The 18,505-nt window shown below is 39.5% G+C and carries 19 protein-coding genes and 1 other annotated feature; of the genes, 17 read left to right on the forward strand and 2 right to left on the reverse strand.

Features of this window, described 5'->3' with window-relative positions:
* Position 1 precedes the first annotated feature (1 nt).
* From CLV36_RS13600 to CLV36_RS13610, 3 genes are read left to right on the forward strand one after another with little or no spacing between them, the layout of a single operon-like run.
* On the forward strand, positions 2-1,108 hold the full coding sequence (locus CLV36_RS13600) for a glycosyltransferase family protein (protein WP_181353049.1): 1,107 nt from the start codon (positions 2-4) through the stop codon (positions 1,106-1,108).
* Positions 1,083-1,997 carry a ChbG/HpnK family deacetylase gene (locus tag CLV36_RS13605; RefSeq protein WP_106343028.1) on the forward strand — a complete coding sequence of 305 codons (915 nt, stop codon included), beginning with the start codon at positions 1,083-1,085 and terminating at the stop codon, positions 1,995-1,997. Before CLV36_RS13600 ends, CLV36_RS13605 begins: the two co-directional genes overlap by 26 nt.
* A gap of 14 nt (positions 1,998-2,011) precedes the next feature.
* The gene (locus CLV36_RS13610; protein WP_106343029.1) at positions 2,012-3,082 is read left to right on the forward strand and encodes an NAD-dependent epimerase/dehydratase family protein; all 1,071 of its coding nucleotides are present in this window, start codon (positions 2,012-2,014) and stop codon (positions 3,080-3,082) included.
* Positions 3,083-3,577: 495 nt separating this feature from the next.
* Here the strand turns inward: CLV36_RS13610 and metG are convergent, their stop codons facing one another.
* Entirely contained in the window at positions 3,578-5,560 is a 1,983-nt protein-coding gene (gene metG / locus CLV36_RS13615; protein ID WP_106343030.1) for a methionine--tRNA ligase, read from the reverse strand.
* Between the two features lie 49 nt (positions 5,561-5,609).
* Positions 5,610-5,846, reverse strand: a binding site (T-box leader).
* 343 nt (positions 5,847-6,189) lie between these two features.
* On the opposite strand from metG, the gene CLV36_RS13620 reads away from it, so the two are divergent.
* The 6 genes from CLV36_RS13620 to CLV36_RS13640 all read left to right on the forward strand — a co-directional run bounded on the left by CLV36_RS13620 (position 6,190) and on the right by CLV36_RS13640 (position 10,728).
* Complete coding sequence (locus CLV36_RS13620) at positions 6,190-7,287, forward strand: restriction endonuclease-related protein (RefSeq protein WP_102993412.1); 1,098 nt, start codon at positions 6,190-6,192, stop codon at positions 7,285-7,287.
* A 164-nt stretch (positions 7,288-7,451) separates the two neighbouring features.
* Complete coding sequence (locus CLV36_RS13625) at positions 7,452-7,775, forward strand: SRPBCC family protein (RefSeq protein WP_181353051.1); 324 nt, start codon at positions 7,452-7,454, stop codon at positions 7,773-7,775.
* Entirely contained in the window at positions 7,772-7,918 is a 147-nt protein-coding gene (locus CLV36_RS17400; RefSeq protein WP_181353052.1) for an SRPBCC family protein, read from the forward strand. Before CLV36_RS13625 ends, CLV36_RS17400 begins: the two co-directional genes overlap by 4 nt.
* Before the next feature lie 2 nt (positions 7,919-7,920).
* Positions 7,921-9,234 (forward strand): salicylate synthase, encoded by a 1,314-nt coding sequence (locus CLV36_RS13630; RefSeq protein WP_219904914.1) that lies wholly within the window; start codon positions 7,921-7,923, stop codon positions 9,232-9,234.
* 17 nt (positions 9,235-9,251) lie between these two features.
* Positions 9,252-10,028 (forward strand): alpha/beta fold hydrolase, encoded by a 777-nt coding sequence (locus CLV36_RS13635; protein WP_106343031.1) that lies wholly within the window; start codon positions 9,252-9,254, stop codon positions 10,026-10,028.
* 58 nt (positions 10,029-10,086) lie between these two features.
* Positions 10,087-10,728 (forward strand): class I SAM-dependent methyltransferase, encoded by a 642-nt coding sequence (locus tag CLV36_RS13640; protein WP_181353055.1) that lies wholly within the window; start codon positions 10,087-10,089, stop codon positions 10,726-10,728.
* Positions 10,729-11,241: 513 nt separating this feature from the next.
* Here CLV36_RS13640 and CLV36_RS13645 read toward each other — a convergent pair.
* Positions 11,242-11,733: an HIT family protein gene (locus CLV36_RS13645; protein WP_106343032.1), complete on the reverse strand. Its 492-nt coding sequence runs from the start codon at positions 11,731-11,733 to the stop codon at positions 11,242-11,244.
* 177 nt (positions 11,734-11,910) lie between these two features.
* Here CLV36_RS13645 and CLV36_RS13650 point away from each other — a divergent pair, with 177 nt between their 5' ends.
* The 8 genes from CLV36_RS13650 to cdiI all read left to right on the forward strand — a co-directional run bounded on the left by CLV36_RS13650 (position 11,911) and on the right by cdiI (position 18,147).
* Positions 11,911-12,300 carry a hypothetical protein gene (locus tag CLV36_RS13650; protein WP_102993407.1) on the forward strand — a complete coding sequence of 130 codons (390 nt, stop codon included), beginning with the start codon at positions 11,911-11,913 and terminating at the stop codon, positions 12,298-12,300.
* Positions 12,300-12,671 (forward strand): type II toxin-antitoxin system RelE family toxin, encoded by a 372-nt coding sequence (locus tag CLV36_RS13655; protein WP_102993406.1) that lies wholly within the window; start codon positions 12,300-12,302, stop codon positions 12,669-12,671. The genes CLV36_RS13650 and CLV36_RS13655 overlap by 1 nt, the downstream gene beginning before the upstream one ends.
* A gap of 278 nt (positions 12,672-12,949) precedes the next feature.
* Complete coding sequence (locus CLV36_RS13660; protein WP_102993405.1) at positions 12,950-13,462, forward strand: Imm6 family immunity protein; 513 nt, start codon at positions 12,950-12,952, stop codon at positions 13,460-13,462.
* A gap of 368 nt (positions 13,463-13,830) precedes the next feature.
* On the forward strand, positions 13,831-14,061 hold the full coding sequence (locus CLV36_RS13665; RefSeq protein WP_106343033.1) for a hypothetical protein: 231 nt from the start codon (positions 13,831-13,833) through the stop codon (positions 14,059-14,061).
* Between the two features lie 125 nt (positions 14,062-14,186).
* Positions 14,187-14,903 carry an ABC transporter permease gene (locus tag CLV36_RS17015; protein WP_123827484.1) on the forward strand — a complete coding sequence of 239 codons (717 nt, stop codon included), beginning with the start codon at positions 14,187-14,189 and terminating at the stop codon, positions 14,901-14,903.
* 2 nt (positions 14,904-14,905) lie between these two features.
* Entirely contained in the window at positions 14,906-15,820 is a 915-nt protein-coding gene (locus CLV36_RS13670; protein ID WP_223247985.1) for an ABC transporter ATP-binding protein, read from the forward strand.
* 261 nt (positions 15,821-16,081) lie between these two features.
* Entirely contained in the window at positions 16,082-17,740 is a 1,659-nt protein-coding gene (locus CLV36_RS13675; RefSeq protein WP_181353057.1) for a CdiA family toxin C-terminal domain-containing protein, read from the forward strand.
* A 20-nt stretch (positions 17,741-17,760) separates the two neighbouring features.
* Positions 17,761-18,147 carry a ribonuclease toxin immunity protein CdiI gene (gene cdiI, locus CLV36_RS13680; RefSeq protein ID WP_106343035.1) on the forward strand — a complete coding sequence of 129 codons (387 nt, stop codon included), beginning with the start codon at positions 17,761-17,763 and terminating at the stop codon, positions 18,145-18,147.
* Positions 18,148-18,505 lie beyond the last annotated feature (358 nt).

Consider the following 18,505-nt stretch of genomic DNA (forward strand, 5'->3'; position numbering starts at 1 on the left):
ATTGAAAGTATTAATTGGGGTATGTGGCATTGGGCTAGGACATAGCACTCGTCAATGGGAAGTTGCCCAAGAGTTGCTCCGACGTGGTCATGAGATTCGAATTCTCACTTTTGGAAAAGGGATTGAATTCTTTCGTAATACTCCTCTACCTTGGAGTGAGGTTTGGGTTCCGTTTGTTGGTTACCGTAAGGGAAAATTACACCTTCCCTCATTGATTATTAAAAATTTCACTTCTATATTGCCTGGAATATATCGGAACTTGGGTGTGTATCAGCAACTTATTAAAGAAGATTTTTTTCCCGATATCTGTATTAGTGATTATGAACCTGTAACTGCTCGAATTGCATACAAGTTCCAAAAGCCATTGGTACTCATAGATCAACAAAGTAAATTTTGGCGTTTCTCATTTGATGATATCCAACAGTTTTCCTGTATTGAAGAAAAAAAGAGATTGAGTTTATTTTTTCCTCAATATGAGAAACGATTTATTACTTCCTTTTATCGATTACCTAACATTGAAGATAGGGATACTACAGTTATTCCCCCTATTATACGTTCTGATTTGAGAAGCTCATCATGCCGATACTTAAAAAAACCGAATCTTCATCTGATTGTTTATCTATCAGAATATGGTGGAAAGGGAATCGATCAATCTCCTATCCAATGGAAAAAGGAATTAGCTTCTGTTCCGAATGTATCTTTTACAATCTTTGATCCTAAATTGGAAAAGACAAGGATTGAAGGAAATTTGGAAGAACGCCCTTTTGATAGAGTCGATTTTGCAGAGATGTTGAAGATTGCAGATGGAGTGATCACCACCGCAGGTCATACGCTCTTATCTGAAGCTTTGTATCTTGGTATACCTATATATGTTTTGCCGCTTCCGACTTTTGATCAGCATTATTGTGCTAAGTTTATTAGTGAACACCGATTAGGAATTTCTTCCTATACCATTACAAGAGAAGAATGTTTGATGTTTATTGAACAGTTAGATTATTGGAAACACAATATTCAAACATGTGATCAAATTCTTTTCTCATCTGATCCTACTCAAACTATCGTTGATTATTTGGAGGAACAGCATGAAAAAACTTGTAGTGAATGCTGATGATGTTGGGATTGATTGGGACAGAGATATAGGTATAGGAATTGGTGTCTGGTTTCGAGCGATCAGTAGTATTAGCGTAGTGGTCACAAATCCAGCAAGTCATAGCCGAATTCAACGTTTGGCTCGCTGGATTCGCAAGTTTCGCCCACGTGTAAGTATAGGACTTCATTTAAACTTAACTGATGAACCATTTTGTACATGCACGCTAGAGAGCATTTTGGAGAGAGAAATTGGTTTTGATCATCCAAAAGTAGCTTTTTGGAAGTCTGCTATTCAACAAAACATTAATTTATCTAACATTTCTAGAGAAATATCAGCTCAGCTTCAACAATTTCAGAGACTTTTTTCTTTCCAACCCACTCATTTAGACGGACATAATCACTGTCATATCGCCCATCCACTCATTTTTCAAGAGATTTGCACCCAATACAACTCGCATATTCGTATACCAAACGAATCTTTGTTGAAAGAAAATTTACAAACCCTTCTTTCTAACCTTGAATTAGAAAAAGACTATTTTTCCTGTGAAGGTAAGCAGAATCCGTTGTTATGGGCTCATACGATGAGAGAAAGCCCAATTAGTGATCTGCTCTTATATAGATATAGCAGTTCTTTGCTATCACCGATTTCTGCTAAAAAATTTATTGGTTCTATATATGGACATATTCGGACCTATTCCTTTCTAAAAAAGAACCTTCAGCAATCCTTTGAATCGACTGACATATTGGAGTTAATGGTCCACCCAGGTTTTTATTTTCCTGTACCACATTCAACTTGGTTTTCCAATAAAGAGCGGTTACAGGAGCTTTGGAACCTAGTACGACTTCAAAGGTATTTAAAAAAACAACATATAAAGATCGTGAATCAAGATGGATTAGAAATAGATTAAAGGGAGGCTTTTTATTGAGAGAAAAGATATTGGTTACTGGTGCTGCTGGTTTTATTGGATTCCATGTCGCAAGGCGTCTTCTCCAAGAAGGATATTGTGTCATCGGTTTAGATAATCTGAACGATTATTATGATGTGAAATTGAAGAAAGATCGTCTTACATTGTTAAAGCAACCGAGTTTTATATTTAGTGATTTATCTTTAGAGGACAATGAAGGGCTAATGAATTTATTTCAGCAAAATCAACCATCTATTGTAATCCATCTCGCTGCACAAGCTGGAGTGAAATATTGCTTAAAAAATCCACAAGCATACATTAACTCTAATCTTGTTGGTTTTGGAAATGTACTGGAAGGATGTAAAAAGACAAAAGTAGAACATTTGCTTTATGCCTCTTCGAGTTCAGTATATGGTGCCAATCAAAAATTCCCATTCTCTGTTCAAGATCATGTAGATCATCCACTTACCTTATATGCTGCAACGAAACGGGCTAATGAGTTGATGGCACATGCCTATAGTTATAGTGGATTGCCTACCACTGGTATGCGTTTTTTTAATGTGTATGGTCCTTGGGGAAGACCAGATATGGCACTATTTATTTTTACCAAGGCGATCTTAGAAAACAAACCGATTCATATCAACAATTACGGAAACATGTTTCGTGACTTCACCTATATAGATGATGTGGTTGAGTGTATTATTCGATTGATGCATAGGGTTCCGAAGCCTAGAGACTCTTATGTACCCAATAACCCCAGTCAAAGTAAAGCACCTTATCAAATCCACAACATAGGAAATCAAACCCCGATACACTTAATGGAATTTATCTCAATCATCGAAGAAAAGCTTGGAAAAAAAGCAATAAAACGTTTCTTACCAGTTCAACCTGAAGAAGTTTTCAAGACGTTTGCAGATGTGAATGAGCTTCAAAATACGATTCAATTTTATCCCAATACTTCGATGGAACAAGGAATCGAACGATTTCTTGATTGGTATTTCCGTTATTATCAAAACGAACAACAGCCGATCCAGAAAGCTCAAGTAGAAAGCAGATTTGAAGTAAACGCGAAACATCGATCCATTTGAATAACTCTCAAAGAAGCGGTGATCTGATGATTGCGATCCGCCAGAGGGCGATTGCTTGCTTAAACGCAAAGGAATAAAAGCCATGTATATGGCAAAACAAAAGTGCAGAGTTCGGCAACCATTTTATGCAGACCGTTTCCGCTGACATAAATCCCCTATTTTCAGCAAATTTATTAGCACTTTACATGGAGAGACGGGCATGATAGGCTAATGTGCCATTGCGAACCCTTTGCGGTCCCATCTTCGCAAAAAATCATGCCCGTAGAGGCTCCATGTCAAGTGCGGGTGAATTCATCAATATCGGGAAAATTTCTGTCTCTTTCCCATGGCAAGGACTATGCACAAAACGGTTGCCGTTTTCTGTACTTTTTACTTGCCGAACACAAGCTCATCCGAATTGTTCCGACTGCAATATGAATAAAATAAATAAAAAGATCGATAGACAGAGTGAAGTCGATAGAAATTAGAGATTCTATCGACTTCATTTGATGTCGGCTATTTCACACGGGTACCATTTGGAATATCTGCTGATACTGTAGAAAGCACCAAGCGATTCCCTTCTTTGGCAGCTAAAACCATACCATTCGAATCTTCACCACGTAGTTTCACTGGTTTTAGGTTCGACACACAGATCACTTTTAGTCCTTTTAGCTCCTCAGGACGATAATACTCAGCAATTCCAGATACAACTTGACGACGTTCCGTACCCAAATCTAACTGTAATTTTAATAGTCGATCCGTCCCCTTGACAGGTTCCGCATCAATTACTTCCGCTACCTTTAATTCGACCTTCATAAAATCATCAATACTGATCACTCGATCATTAGTTGTTTCTTCTTTTTGCTCTGTTTTTACTTCCTCTTTTGGTTCTTCTCTACGCTTGGACGATTGCTTCATAATTTCTTCGATCACTTCTAGTTCCTTCTCTACATCCAAACGTGGGAAAATCGGTTTTCCTTTGTTTACTTTCTTTCCCGATTTAAGTCTTCCAAACCGGTAAATACTGTCCCAATTTTTTTCAGATTCCTCGACAATGTTAATTTGATCCCATATTTTTTGCGGAGTACGAGTCATGAATGGCTGGATCATAATACTTACGATCCGGACAGTTTCTAACAAATGATAAAGAACAGAGCCTAAGATCGCTTTGTTTTCTTCATCTTTTGCAAGATTCCATGGAGTGTTTTTTTCAATATAACGGTTTCCGGCGCGAACAATCTTCCATAGTTCGGTTAATGCAACCGAATATTGGAGTTTTTCTATTGACTCCTCAAATTTGCCAATCACTTCTTTTATAATGGATGTCAGCTCAGCATCAAATTCGGTTCCATTTTCAATGTACTCAGGGATGATTCCTCCAAAGTACTTTTCTACCATTGTTAAAGATCGATGAAGCAAATTTCCCAAATCGTTAGCGAGGTCTGCATTTACGCGCTCAATGAAGTTTTCAGGAGTAAATACTCCATCCGCACCAAAAGGAACTTCACGTAATAAATAGTAACGCATAGCATCCAATCCAAAATGATTCACAAATGGTACAGGATCAATTACATTCCCTAAGGATTTGGACATTTTTTCTCCTCTGACCAAGAAATAACCGTGACCAAATATTTTTTTGGGAAGTGGTAAATCAAGAGCCATGAGGAAAATCGGCCAGTAAATGGTGTGGAAGCGCACAATGTCTTTCCCTATTAGATGGACATCTGCTGGCCAATACTTTTCAAATTTGGCTTGTTCTTCGGGATCATCCGAAAGATAGCCAATCGCGGAAATATAATTCGTCAATGCATCTAACCACACATAAACGACATGTTCCGGATCATGTTGAACTTTGACCCCCCAATCAAAGGTAGTACGAGAGATCGAAAGATCTTCTAAACCAGGCTTAATAAAGTTCTGGATCATTTCATTCTTACGGGATACTGGTTCAATAAACTCTGGATGTTCTTCATAATATTGAAGCAAGCGATCTACATACTTACTCATACGGAAAAAATAACTTTTTTCTCTGATCTTCTCTGTAGGGCGACCACAATCCAAGCACTTATGTTCAGGTGCTTGCCTCTCTGTAAAATAGGCTTCACAGGGAATACAGTACAGACCTTCATACTCGCCTAAATAAATATCCCCTTGATCATACAACTTTTGAAAAACCTGTTGCACGACTCGTTTATGACGTTCCTCTGTTGTACGGATGTAATCGTCATAAGAAATGTCTAAGCTTTCCCATAGTTCCTTTACACCTGCTACGATTTCATCCACAAATGCTTGTGGGGTTTTGCCAGCTGCTCGGGCGGATTTTTCTATTTTTAACCCATGTTCATCTGTTCCTGTTAGGTACATGACGTCATATCCTCGTAACCGTTTATAGCGAGCAATGACATCTCCAGCGACCGTGGTATACGTGTGACCGATATGCAGTTTGTTGCTTGGATAGTAAATTGGGGTTGTTACATAAAACGTCTTTTTGTCACCCATTGATAAAATCTCCTTTCTTTGAAATAAAATAAAAAACCGCCTCCAATATTATTGGGGCGAGGTTGTTCGCGGTACCACCCAATTTCAGTACATGAGTGATTACTAAAAAATCATGTACCCTTTAGGGCAACCCGATAACGCTGGTGTGCGTGAATTTCCTACTAAGATTCCCGTTCAGAAATCATTCTCAAAGGGCATGTTCACGAAGTTCCCTATGCCGGCTTTCACCTTTCCCGGCTCTCTGGTGATAGTTCCGTTCGTTACTCATCCTTTTCATAGAATGTTTGGATATACAGATAGTAGTTACATTTTATCTTATCCCAAAACTGATTGCAATATTCTGGAACCATTTTTCGGACTGTTTTGTCATTGATATGGGTAGCTGAAGGGAAAAACAAGCTGTATGAATTTAAATGAAGTGATTGGTCCTTTCTCGGGCCTTTTTATTTTCCTTGAGAAAGGAAATGTATTGAAAAATTCGCAACATGCATGATAATGTGGTATCTCTTTATTCGTGAGATGGAGTAGAGGAATTTTTTTGTAAGAGGAGGAAAAGGATTGAGTAGGTAGAATTAAATAAAGCTAATTAGTTGTAAATTTATTTCTAATCAGATAAGAAGGAGTATTGCATGGACGTTACTAAATTACTGAAAGACTTGGCTATTGGCATTATTCATTATGAAATACAGTCGCAAAAGTCAACACTTCCTCCCTTACCGTTATTGCCTCAGCCTCTTCAAATATCTTGGAATCAATTAACAATGGAGTGCATCAAAAAGGGAATATGTCCTCCAAAGAATTTACAAGAATTTGTTGCGTGGCTTACTACACCGATAGAAGAATGGGAGTATTTCGGTGAGAAATGGAGTGAGTTGGGTTGGAGAGGTTGCTTGGTAGAAGATTTAGCGCCAACTGAATTGAGTTATGATTTAAGCCAAGGAGCTCACGAGGCTCCAGAGCTTGAAGATCATACTTATGCGTTTAATCAATTGAGAAATTATTGCAAAGAGATAAATGAGCCGCAGCTATATTCAAACATTCGCCTGTTTTTGTGTGAAAACCCTATCATAAACGATATTTCATGTTTGATGGATATTGATGGTATTGATACAAAGAGTATGAATTGGGTAAGAGGATTTTACGAACCGATTCCTTCGCATTGTATTAAAAACAATCGAATAATTTTATGCAAACATTGTGCTTGGCCACTTAAATGGAAAAACGGGCAGTTGAGTTGCTTGGATGATTTGTGCAAAAAAGCGGTGAATGACTTTTTAAATATTGATCAAAATCAATCTAAACCAGTGGGGAGATCAGCATATCAAACCACATTTAGTGCCCAACGTGCCATTGTTAGACCTGAAGTTGCCTTGCTTCCCCTTTTTGAACAGGTAAAAAAACACCCTAATATTGCTCATTACGAATTCTGGCCCCAGTTCGACAGCTTTGATCTATATCTTGTCTTTAAAAACGGGAAAAAATGGGCAATTGATATGAAAGATTATCATAGACCTAAAGAACTCGCTAATGAACTAAATCAAGCATATGTATCACAGGTTCCAGAGTGGGATCGATTCATTTATTTATTCCCTAATCATCGAAAGAAGATAGATCGTTTCTACATGGAAAATTTCCTTGAAAAATGGGATAAAAAATCTAAGCCAGAGTTTACAGCCATGTTTGTCGATGAATTTGTGGCGTTTTTAGAAAGGGGAGGGCCATTTTGAGATTGTGGGACGATTGGCTAACAGATTTTCTTAAAGATCAGACACTTAGCTTGTTTCTACTGGGTAAAAAAGAGCAGAAGTCGCATGCTTTCCATTGCGAGTGAAAGGGCTTGATGCGAGTTGGGTGAGAGCCGTCGGTATTGTGAATGAATAGGAGGAGCAAAATGCCACGCATCGAAAACTCGATAATTGTAGAGCGCGATTTTGATACCACCTTTGACTTGACCAACGATATTGAGCTTTGGACGAAATTATTCACGGAATACAAGGAAGCAAAGGTGTTAGAGAAAAATGGAAACGAAGTGCTGTTTCAACTGACAACATATCCGGAAGGGGAGCGGCCTTCCCGCACATGGGTGTCCCGGCGCATCATCGACAAGGAGAATAAACAAGCGACCGCGGAAAGATTGGACCCTAAGTTTCCGTTTAAATATATGAATATTCGGTGGTCTTATGAGGTCATAAGCCCCAATCAAGTGAAAAAATGACTTGGATGCAAGAATTTGAAGTAGATCCAGAATGTCCGATCAGTGAAGAGAAGATGACGCATTTCCTCAATCAAAATACCAAGATCCAAATGAGCGCCGTGAAAGAAAAAGTAGAATCATGGCCGGGAAATGTGGAGGGATAAGGGTGAAGAAAACCCCAATGTATGAAGAGACATTTGTGGCGGGCGCGAAAGAACCATTGAAAGTCCTGCACCATCTGGCAACAAGTGAATTTGTTACCGATTATCTATTATATGAAGGAAATGGTGAGGTTCGGATTGTCGGCAATGTGGTGGCCAAAATCGAAGTGCTACAAGACATTGTCCGCTTTCAATATGCTGGTGACACCACAGAAGAGCCGGCGAAGGACCCGCTCAAACAAGCGGAGAGGTTTTTGCACACGCTTCCTTTGGAGCAGTGGACGGCATATGGTTATGTGGGGTTTGATATTTGCAAATATTACTACAACTACTTCAAATCCAGTGCGGAGCCAATCTTGTGTATGATCGTGCCGGAGTTCGAACTTCGTTTCACCCAAAGCGGGGTTTATATAAAGTCAGTCACCCAGCAAGCCGAATTGATCCAAATATTGGAGTCGGAGATTGATTTGCCAACCTATGAGCGGTATCCTCTGAAACTGGACTATGCTGACCGTGAAACCTATCAACAAAAAGTCCAATGTCTCATTGACAATATCCAACAACGGCAACTTCATAAGACGATCCTCTCCCGTTCAGTCAAGGTACATGATCAACTTGATCCCATTCTCACTTATGCGGAGGGGACAAACGTCAACAACAGCGTGCGTTCGTATTGCCTTAAACTGGGAGGCGCAAAAGTGGTGGGCTTCAGCCCTGAGATCCTCATGGCCGTCGATCGCGAGAGATTTGTGCTCACCAATCCACTTGCCGGGACGCGCCCGCGCGGGGACACACCTGAACGGGATCGACAATTGCACGATGAGTTATTCACCGATGCAAAAGAGGTGAAAGAACACGCTTTGTCTATCTGGTTGGCGCAGGATGAGATTCGGAGCGTGTGCGAGCCAGATACGGTTCGGGTGCTGGATTTTATGCAAGTCAAACGATACCGCTGCGTTCAGCATTTGTCTTCACGGGTTGGGGGGACGATCAAAGCGGACCGGACGTCATGGGATGCGTTGAAAGCCTTATTTCCCGGCATCACCGTGTCGGGGATTGACAAAGCTTCTGCGTTGGAATGGATTTCGCAGTTGGAAGAGGAGCCGAGAGGCATCTATGCTGGAGCGGTAGGATGGATTGATTCAAGCGATAGAGCGGATTTGGCGATTGCGATACGCTCTGTTTTCCAATACGGCGATGTCATTTCGTTTCAAGCGGGTGCCGGTATCATGGGAGAATCGAATCCTGAGAATGAATACTTGGAGACGGTTAACAAAATGAACACCATGCTGTCCACGTTGGTGCTGAAACATGGGTGAAGGAGTGGCGTGTGAGAATGGCATGGATTGATGTTGGCGGCATTCGCACGTACTATGAAGTAAGAAATATCGGGGAAATAGATCATTCAGAGGATGTGTGCCTTTTCATTCATGGTGGCGGAGGCAGTGTCCGCCACTGGTATCCTCTTTTTTTAGAACCAGAGATGGACATGCCGTTGATTGCCTTGGATTTGCCGGGACATGGATTGACGGGTGGGACAATATGTAAAACCATTCCAGACGTGGCAGCACTTATTGATCAGTTCTTGGATGCCTTGTCGGTGAAACGACCTGTCACATATGTAGGACACTCGATTGGCGGTCTGATCGGTTTGCAGTTTGCCTTACAATTTCCCGCGAACGTAAACCGATTAATCCTGTTATGCACCTCAGCCAAAATCCGATTACATCCTGATTTCGTAAAGCAAGCATTGTCAGGAGAGTGGGATCTGGAAACATTGAAAGGGAGTTTTTTTCCGGGGGTACCGGAAGAAAAGCAATCGCTTGTACTGAATGAATATTTGCGCTTGCGAACGGATGCGGCGAGCCAGGATTTTTCCGGCGTGAGTCAAATCGACCTACAAGAAGAGTTGTCGCGGATTTCCTGTCCGGCTTTGGTTATTTCAGCGAATGAAGATGTGATTATTTCACCCCGCCATTCACGCAACTTGGCTAAAGGCTTAAACTGTGCCAAGCACGTGGGAATACCCAACGCGGGGCATTATGTGCAAGTGGAACAGCCACAGTTAGTCGCACACGAGATCCATCGGTTTTATCATGCTGTTCCAGAGTGACCTTGCAGGCATTGATTAGGTCCAGGCAAGAAAAATAATTTGTTAAAGGATGTTGGTTATGAAATCAACACAAATTAACGAATATTACAAAAAGAAATACTCCACGCTAAAACCTTCCCAATATGAATGGACGTCCGGTACGGCTTCGCCGAAGCTGATCAACATGGTCGAAACGGGGGTTATCCCAGAAGGGGCCAAGATATTGGATATCGGTTGCGGTATTGGAACCGAGGCGGTTTATTTGGCGTTGAATGGCTATGATGTAACTGGATTGGACATATCAAAGGACGCGATAGAAAAAGGGAAACAATTGGCCGAATTTTATGGTGTGGAGGTCAATTGGCTGGTAGCTGATGTGCTGGGCATTCCCATTAAAAGTGATAGCATCGACGTTGTCACGGACCGTGGCTGTTTTCATTGTATCCGAGCTGAGCAAAGGGAAAAGTTCGCCAACGAAATCGCCCGTGTGCTAAAGCAAGGCGGATTGTATACCATGAGTTGCTTTTCAAACCAGGTTCCCGGTAACCCATATCCGGTGGAGACAGACCATTTCGTGATCAACCATTTTGGGGTGTCCAGCAAGGAAATTTTGGAAACGTTTAGTGCCAGCTTTTCATGTGAAAAATTAGAACTGATCACAAACAGCAAAGCCGGGGAAAAGGGATTTTACGGTTGGCATAGTATGTGGTACAAGTTGTGATTCAGTTCGTACATCGGGACTAGCTGTGGAACAATACCCTTCTTGAATTAATCAGTGCTTTTCTGCACCAGCTTGCCTACGATGGTTGAATTGGTGAGCTTGGGCAAGCTAAAGATATAAGGATTGGCATGTGCCCCTGCTGTGTGAAGGAAAGCGGTGGGGGTATATTTTTTGTTGATGATCAAAATGAGGTTGGGGGCGTAAGAAAATGTAGTCCGAGATAATGCAAAGATGTATTCTTAGGGTAAACCAGAGTAGATTTGGAACAGTGAATAATCCTATGTTTCTGAGGGTATTTCAATTTAAGTACATTAGAATTCAATGGATTATGGGGTGAAGACACACTGGCAAAAGCAAAGTATGATTTGGCAATTTAATAAGCCTAACAATTGGAGATTAATCGATCATGCTTGTGCAATTCATAGTAGTCGAGCAATCGAAGAGATCGTTAAACGATGAGAGGAGACGACTGAAAAGAGGTAAGGAAAGGGTGATAGAATAACCACTTCATTTCTAATTTGAAGTATTTAAATAGTTTTTGAGCGCATGGATTGCTTCTATTATTTTTTCGATTTCATCTTTATAATTTCTTTTTCGTCTTGCATGAAGAAGTACAGGACGAACTGATTCGATCGATCTCCCAAACTGATACATCCAATCATATCGGGGAACCATCCATGTATGGAAATGGTGTGTAGTATCTTCATTATAGAAATAGTAGACTTGTTCAATCCCTAAGACTTTGCGTTGTGCTTTTCGAATCAGATGAAGTGTATGAATATAATCGTTTAGCTCTTCTTCTGTAAGCTCATCTAGACACTTAACATGCCTTTTTGAAGCTAAAATTACAAGACCTCGAATAGGGTATGCAACATCTTGATGAGCATGAAAAAACTTTGTTTCATAGATTGTGCCCCCATTTGGCTGTACTGTTCCTTCTACAATAGCACAGCTTAAACAATGAACAGTAATCTTACGGCCGTCTGCTAAAGTAATGTTTTTCAAATATTACTCACCCTGTTTTAAGTTTATCATTATTTAAGTGATGCCAATACTTAATTCTTTCTTAGAGTTGAAAATGTTTGATTGTGTTGTTAAATGTGTTTACCAAAGCACATTTAAAAGGGTATAATAATAGTGCATGGTGCATATAATAAAAAGATGAAAAGGAGATGGAAAAGGATGGGGTTGGCTATGACAGCCAAGAGACGTGTAACTACAGATATTCTAAGGTTCCTTAATGATCGAGTCTTATCTGTCACTCAATTAACCCGAAGTAAAAAATTGACTGAGATTCTTGATTCCTATTCCCAAGAGAAAAGTACAGATGTGTATGTGATTCAAAATGTAAAGAAGCCTGGAAAAGCGGTTATTGCTGATCTGAAGTATTTTGAGGAGCTTTTGGCATATAAAGAAGCTGTTGATTGGGCGTTGGATCACGCTATTGAGGAAATTGCCTTAGAGAGAAAAGAGACAATCGCCGATATTCCTCTTCCTCAAGTAATTCAAGACAACCAACTGGATTTGAATTACATTATGAAGTTGGTTGATGAGGTGGAAGAGGAAGACTGATGAGGATAGCTCAACAAATAAATGAATTATTAAAACCATATCAAGTCGAAGTTCATTTTACAAAAGAGTCACTCAATGATTTAAGTAGCTATGATAAAAACCAACAAGAAAAAATTATCGCTTTGATTATTAAAAGGGGAATGAGAGGGCCGTTAATAAAACCCCAGGGGATCGGTGAACCATTGAGAGATGAGCTTAAAGGCTATACCAAAATAAAACCTAAGAATATGGCTTTACGCATTGTGTATCGTCCGGTGGTTAATGACGAAATGATACGCATGGAGATCATTGCGATTGGTCCGAGGGATAAGGAAAAGGTTTATCGTTTGGCAGCAAGACGATTGCAATTTTTTGACCAACAGAGGGAATAGGTGAATCTAAACAAAGAGATCAATTAGTACAGTGACCCAGAGTAGATCCGGCATTGCCAAAAGTAAATCGCGAGCTTTCGCGTTTTTTTTGCTGTTTTGGGAATTAAAACGAACCAAAATTGGACTTTTGACCATATTTAGGCTATCTGTTTTTAGCAAAAGAGAGTTATTTTTTGGGGGAGTATAAGCCTGCCACAGGTGTTTGCTGGATGGACATTCTTCCTTTAAAAATATGTTGTGGAATAAGGATGTTATGATTATGAAGTGGTTCGAATGGGTTGGAGGATGTACATGTTGATGCCAGAGTGGCTTATTTATTAACCTTGACAGATAAAGCTCTGAATAAAATAGAAGATTACGAGTGGTATCCTTTGGTAAGAGAAGCGATCGATATATGCTGGGAATGGATCGAAGAGAAGAAGTATAGTGGAGAAGATCTTTATGAGATTTTAGATAATGAGGATGAAGATGGGTTAATTTATATTGAAGGGGTGGCCTATGGTGAAAACCCATATGGCCCACAGGCAAGATTGGTTTGGTCTTGTGTAGTTGATGCGGTATGTTATACAGCTTGGAAGGCCTATCAACATGAAAATGAAACGTCTATGCCACAACCCATTGGAATGGTCAGTGATAAATATATTGATGATGAATTTATGGGAAAAATTAAAAAAATAGAAGGGTATCAAGAAAGTTTGGCAGAGCATTTAAAACAGGTTTTGCTCGAACATTATTCACTGGCAAGTAGCGATAAAAAGATAAAGAGATCCGAAATTTTGAGTCGGATTTGAATATGTCTGTAGTCTAAATAGAAGGCTTTCCTTTGTAGAGGATAAGCCTTTTTTATGCTTAGGCCAGATAACGATTCCGCTCCTCATTGGTGTGTATGGGATCCAGATTGCCAAATTCTTTACTGATCAAGCTTGAACCAAGAGCTTACATTGTTTATGTGTTTATGTCCATAAGTGATTTCTGGCCAAGAGGTTATTCAACGTGGAAATCATGCAAAGTAAGAGTCTTATTAAATAAATTTATATTTTAGAAAAGTTTTTGTAACGATTCGTATATATTATAAAAGGGATGAAACTAATGCATTAGTAATGTTGAGTTTGTTAAAATGTTTAGTTCTTTCATTAATCATTGGTAGGAGGCTTTTTGTGTGTACAGGATTTTAACCGGAGCCATCTTTTGTTTGATCTCTTCAATCTTATTTGCCACTCGTTACATTGCCGCTGCAATTTTAAACACAAGAGTAGAAGTAGGTTCGAATTTCCCTTATTTCCTTGAATTATTAGGGAGTGAGTTGCAAATCGCAAGCATTATTACACTGCTTATCGGGATTGGGTATATTGTTCTAGGGGAAATCGAGGTGAAAAAAGGAATGAAATAATGGCTTAAGGTCACATTTTGGAGAGAGATATTATGATAACAAGTCCTAGAAGGGTTATGAATCATTTATGTGTTTTGGGATAGATTTACGGAATGATTGTGTATAACGAAAAAAAGAAAAGTTGAATGGGGCTGGCTTCATATATGTTAGCGATATGTAAAAAGGAATTTTTCGCTTTGTTTCGTGGTTTTAAATCCATTTTTATATTAGTTGTGTTTATTGGGTTTTCTTACTTTATTGCTGATGTTGTTGGGGAAAATCTTAACGACCTTTCTTCAGATGGATTGTCTCAAATCGAAATGGGATCTCCTTATGCAGCAGGATTACGATTTCTGGTAATCGGGTTGGGTTTCTTATTTGTATGTCTCCTTTCTCATGACATCGTGAATAAAGAGATCGAAACCCAGACGATTCGTTTTTTGGTGACCAAGTCTAGTCGTTCCTCCATTATCTTAGGGAAGTACTTGGGTACCGTTTTCTTTTGGAGCACGATTTTATGTCTGTCGTATATCCCAATTGCTTTTGTTTCCAAAACCATCGACATTCATCTACTAGGGAGTTTAGTTTGCTTTGTGTCTTTTGTGATTAGTTGGACGATATTGTTGTCCACAATTATTTACCGATCTTCATATACATTATTAATAGGGATTATTGCAAGTATTCTCTATCCTGTTGTCGGTGTGTTATCCCTTGCTAAAAATGGGGTGATTTGGGATGTTTTACGTTATCTTACTCCATATCATTATCTTCTCTTAAAAGGTTATTGGGGACTTCTACCGCTGTTGATCAGCTTGTTACTGGTTTTCGTTGCAACAATAATTTTCTCGAGAAAGGATTTATAACAGTGATTAAAGTTGAAAATTTGACTAAGATGTACGGAAATAGGACGGTTGTGAACAATGTTACTTTTCAAGTGGGAAAAGGCGAAATATTTGGTTATCTGGGGAAAAACGGTGCTGGTAAAAGTACGACAATAAATATGATTACAGGTATTGTTCGCCCAACATCGGGAAAGGTTTTTTTATTTGGACAGGATGTGTTGGAGAACCCCTCTGTTATTTATCAAAAGGTCGGCGTTCTACCAGATAGTTCTAATTTTTATCCGACTTACTCTTCCTTGGATCATTTAACACTTTTTGGAGAGTTAAAGAGAGTAAAAATGAAGAAACAAGACTTGTATCAACTATTAGAACGAGTTGGGCTACAAGGCCATGAGAAAAAAAAGGTGCATTCTTACTCGCTAGGAATGAAGAAAAAATTAGGAATTGCTCAAGCGCTAATTGGTGATCCAGAAATCATTTTTCTTGACGAACCGACTTCAACACTTGATCCAGAGTCTGCGATTGAAATTAGAGAACTCATATTTGCTTTGTCACAACAAGGTAAAACCATATTTATGACATCACATAACCTAGAAGAAGTTGAGAAGATATGTCATCGCGTGGCAATCATGCAAAATGGAACGATTACTCAAATGGGGACTTTAAGGGAATTGAGAGAAAAGAATCAAGCTTCTATTCATATATATTTGGTTACTAAACAAGAAGCGAATGCTAAAGATTCGTTTATTCAAAGTCTTAAACAACGAGGAATCTTTGCAAAATCAACTGAGTCTGGTTTTCATTTAAAGATTGATTCAGATCAGGTTTTTCCTGAAATCATTTCAATCGCTGTAAGGGAAGGAATTTCTATTTACCGTGTTCAATTTGAAGAAGTTTCATTAGAAAAAATATTTTTGGAATCTAAAGCAACACAATAAATCGATGATTATTCATTTAGAAGTCTACTATACTCTGCCAAAGACTAGCCGCGACATCTCGCAGTTTTTGTTGTTTTAAGAAAATATATTCAGGGAAAGCTACCAGCATATATGAAGCGTTTTGTTTGAAATATTTCCTCTCATTTCCTATTGACGTAAAATAGGATTGTATCAAATCATCATTTGGAAGGTGAACGCTTATTGAAAAAATTCTTAAGTAGAATGGCCAGGGTACTGCAGAGTCGCAAAGGGTCGCCAACAATGGAATATGTGGTGGTCATCGCCTGTGGAGTTGCGTTGGCTTTATTGTTAAACCAAGTGATGGCCTTTGCAGAGGTGCAAGGAGCACTGAAAGATAAGATCATGCAAGTGATCACAGGACAAAACATGGTTGTCTCAGTGGATGAAGATTCTAAAGAACAATCACTTGACGAAAGAAAAAACGATTTTTTTAGAAGGCCAGAATGGATAAACGATCTTGCATCTGGTTATCAAGCATTAAAAAACAAGTTCAAAGAAGGATTATCTGAAACCTGGAAAAATGTAAAAAACATCGAGTTGGGGGAAGTCGCCCAGTCTTTATGGAATAACACTACCAATGCTTTAGATAGCGTATGGCAATGGATGAAGGAAAATAAAGAAGTGGTTGCTTCAGCTGGGGTAATCATTGCTGGAGTTGGGCTCTTACTCATTCCAGGATTGGAGCCGTTGGGGCTCATGCTGTTGGCGAACTGGGGCTTATCGTTAGGCTTCGGAGCGTTACTTAATGGCGGCAAAGTAGACAAAACGGTGCTGTTGGGAGCGGCTATTGGTGGAGCGGCTGGAGCCATTGGTGGTGGAGTAGCGAGTGCGCTCTTTTCCGGTTTGGCGAAGTTTGCGCCAGGGCTTGGAGCCGCTATAACAGGATCACGTTTTCTAGGTCCTATTATCAGTGGTGGGAGGCAGATTCTTGGTAAAGCTCCCGCTTTAGTCCAACGCATGGCCAGCGGACTCTTTAGCAAAATGGGTGCCATGGCTGCAACAGAAGGGGCTATCACCAGTGGCGTAGATGATTGGTTAAGAGGGAAAGAGCTGAATTGGAAACGAGCTATTCTCTCAGGTTTGGCCGGAGCTACATTGGTCGGTTTTGCTTCGGGTGCTTATCCACTTGTGCAACCACTCATTAATAAAGCTACGGCTACGATTGAAAAACATGCAGGCCCGGTTGTGGCAAAGATTAATAAACTTCCCATTCCCACTTTGGAAGTTCTTGAAGCGCCCGGAGTAGGAAAGGTTCCTAATTCGAAAACTGTTGGAGATACACCGTTTGGTGCTTGGTTGCAGAAGTTTGCTTCGAATGGTGGGAATCAAGGAACGACGGGTAAAATTACTAAAAATATAGCTAACATTAAGATCGAATTTAAAAAAGGTTATGATAAACATTTAATAGAGGTAGAAGGGTTTAGAGCAAAGCCAACGATTGGAATAAAAGGTGGTCATAATCTAAGAAATTTTGAGAAATACATTTTAGAAAATTTTAGTGACCAAGTTACTGATATCGGTCAAGTGATTGTCTCCAAAACACCGCATTCTAAGGTTAAAGGCATTTATGAAATCAAGTATAAATTACCAGTCTATGATAGCAAAAGTATGGCTAATGGCGGCAAGGGTAATTTCACTGGAAATTGGAAAGTGTATAGGAATCCTAAAACAGTTTACGACCCTAATATCATATCTGACGAGCAAATTTTAAAATTAGGTAAAGAAGCGATGGCAGAGGGGATAAGTAATAATAGGATAAAAATAGATGAGCGTGTTAATGCCACGAGTGATGAAATTACTGGTTATGCAGATGTAGGTGGGGAAAAACTTCAATTTATTGGGTATAGAGATAAAGTAACTGGAGAAATTAAAAATTTCTTTCCTGTACTATCCAAATAATAACAAGGAGTTTGATGTAAATGGAAGATCAAATCTTTTATGTGGAATGCCTTGATGAGAGAATAAAATATATGAAAGCGTATTTTAGTACACTTGGGGATAATTATTTTTTGAAAGCTTTACATCATTTTAAAACTGGTAAAGGATTTGGGATTGGGTATACAAGTTGTTATTTTGCAACTGAATGTCAACCAGATGATGAGGAATATTTTGGAGATAGCGGGGTTAATTTTACTACCATTCCTCCAGTAACTAATGTAGAAGTTTATGCAATTGTAGACTATGAAACATTTTTTAGATATTTAAAGGAAATAAGTGAAGATTATTTAACTCGATATCCTGATGAAAAAGGTGAAGTTGAAGCCTGTTTAGAAGAAATTAGACATAGGTTCAATATAGATGAATAAGATCTAGGTCTAAGAGCGTGTCTGGAGAATCAAGTTGTGGGGTAAATGTGACGAAACCCCCTTTTCTTGAAGAGAGTCTCGTCAAGTTTAAAGAGCATGGAAAAACAGTTTTGGAGCTACTTCCCTAAAGATAATGAGTTAAAGGAGATTTATTAAATATAGAACTAATTGTGGAATAGCCCAAGAGGCGTTAATTGGAGGACTCGCCGGTTTGATTGGATTAGGGGCTGGTGCGCTTGCCTTTCGGTTGATTGGGGAAAGACTCGCAACAATGGCTCCTCCGTGGCTAGGCAAATGGCTTCCGTTCGTCGGATCAGGTGGTGTGGCCGGAGTGGCGGACAGTGCATCCTTCGATTAT

The sequence above is a fragment of the Laceyella sediminis genome, from assembly GCF_003003125.1.
In the GTDB taxonomy this organism is placed as follows: domain Bacteria; phylum Bacillota; class Bacilli; order Thermoactinomycetales; family Thermoactinomycetaceae; genus Laceyella; species Laceyella tengchongensis.

Coding starts and splice junctions, on each gene's coding strand:
- CLV36_RS13605 (WP_106343028.1), top strand. CDS start 1,083: ATGAAAAAACTTGTAGTGAATGCTGATGATGTTGGGATTGATTGGGAC.
- metG (WP_106343030.1), bottom strand. CDS start 5,560: ATGGGTGACAAAAAGACGTTTTATGTAACAACCCCAATTTACTATCCA.
- CLV36_RS13620 (WP_102993412.1), top strand. CDS start 6,190: ATGGACGTTACTAAATTACTGAAAGACTTGGCTATTGGCATTATTCAT.
- CLV36_RS13625 (WP_181353051.1), top strand. CDS start 7,452: ATGCCACGCATCGAAAACTCGATAATTGTAGAGCGCGATTTTGATACC.
- CLV36_RS17400 (WP_181353052.1), top strand. CDS start 7,772: ATGACTTGGATGCAAGAATTTGAAGTAGATCCAGAATGTCCGATCAGT.
- CLV36_RS13635 (WP_106343031.1), top strand. CDS start 9,252: ATGGCATGGATTGATGTTGGCGGCATTCGCACGTACTATGAAGTAAGA.
- CLV36_RS13640 (WP_181353055.1), top strand. CDS start 10,087: ATGAAATCAACACAAATTAACGAATATTACAAAAAGAAATACTCCACG.
- CLV36_RS13650 (WP_102993407.1), top strand. CDS start 11,911: ATGGGGTTGGCTATGACAGCCAAGAGACGTGTAACTACAGATATTCTA.
- CLV36_RS13655 (WP_102993406.1), top strand. CDS start 12,300: ATGAGGATAGCTCAACAAATAAATGAATTATTAAAACCATATCAAGTC.
- CLV36_RS17015 (WP_123827484.1), top strand. CDS start 14,187: ATGGGGCTGGCTTCATATATGTTAGCGATATGTAAAAAGGAATTTTTC.
- CLV36_RS13675 (WP_181353057.1), top strand. CDS start 16,082: ATGGAATATGTGGTGGTCATCGCCTGTGGAGTTGCGTTGGCTTTATTG.
- cdiI (WP_106343035.1), top strand. CDS start 17,761: ATGGAAGATCAAATCTTTTATGTGGAATGCCTTGATGAGAGAATAAAA.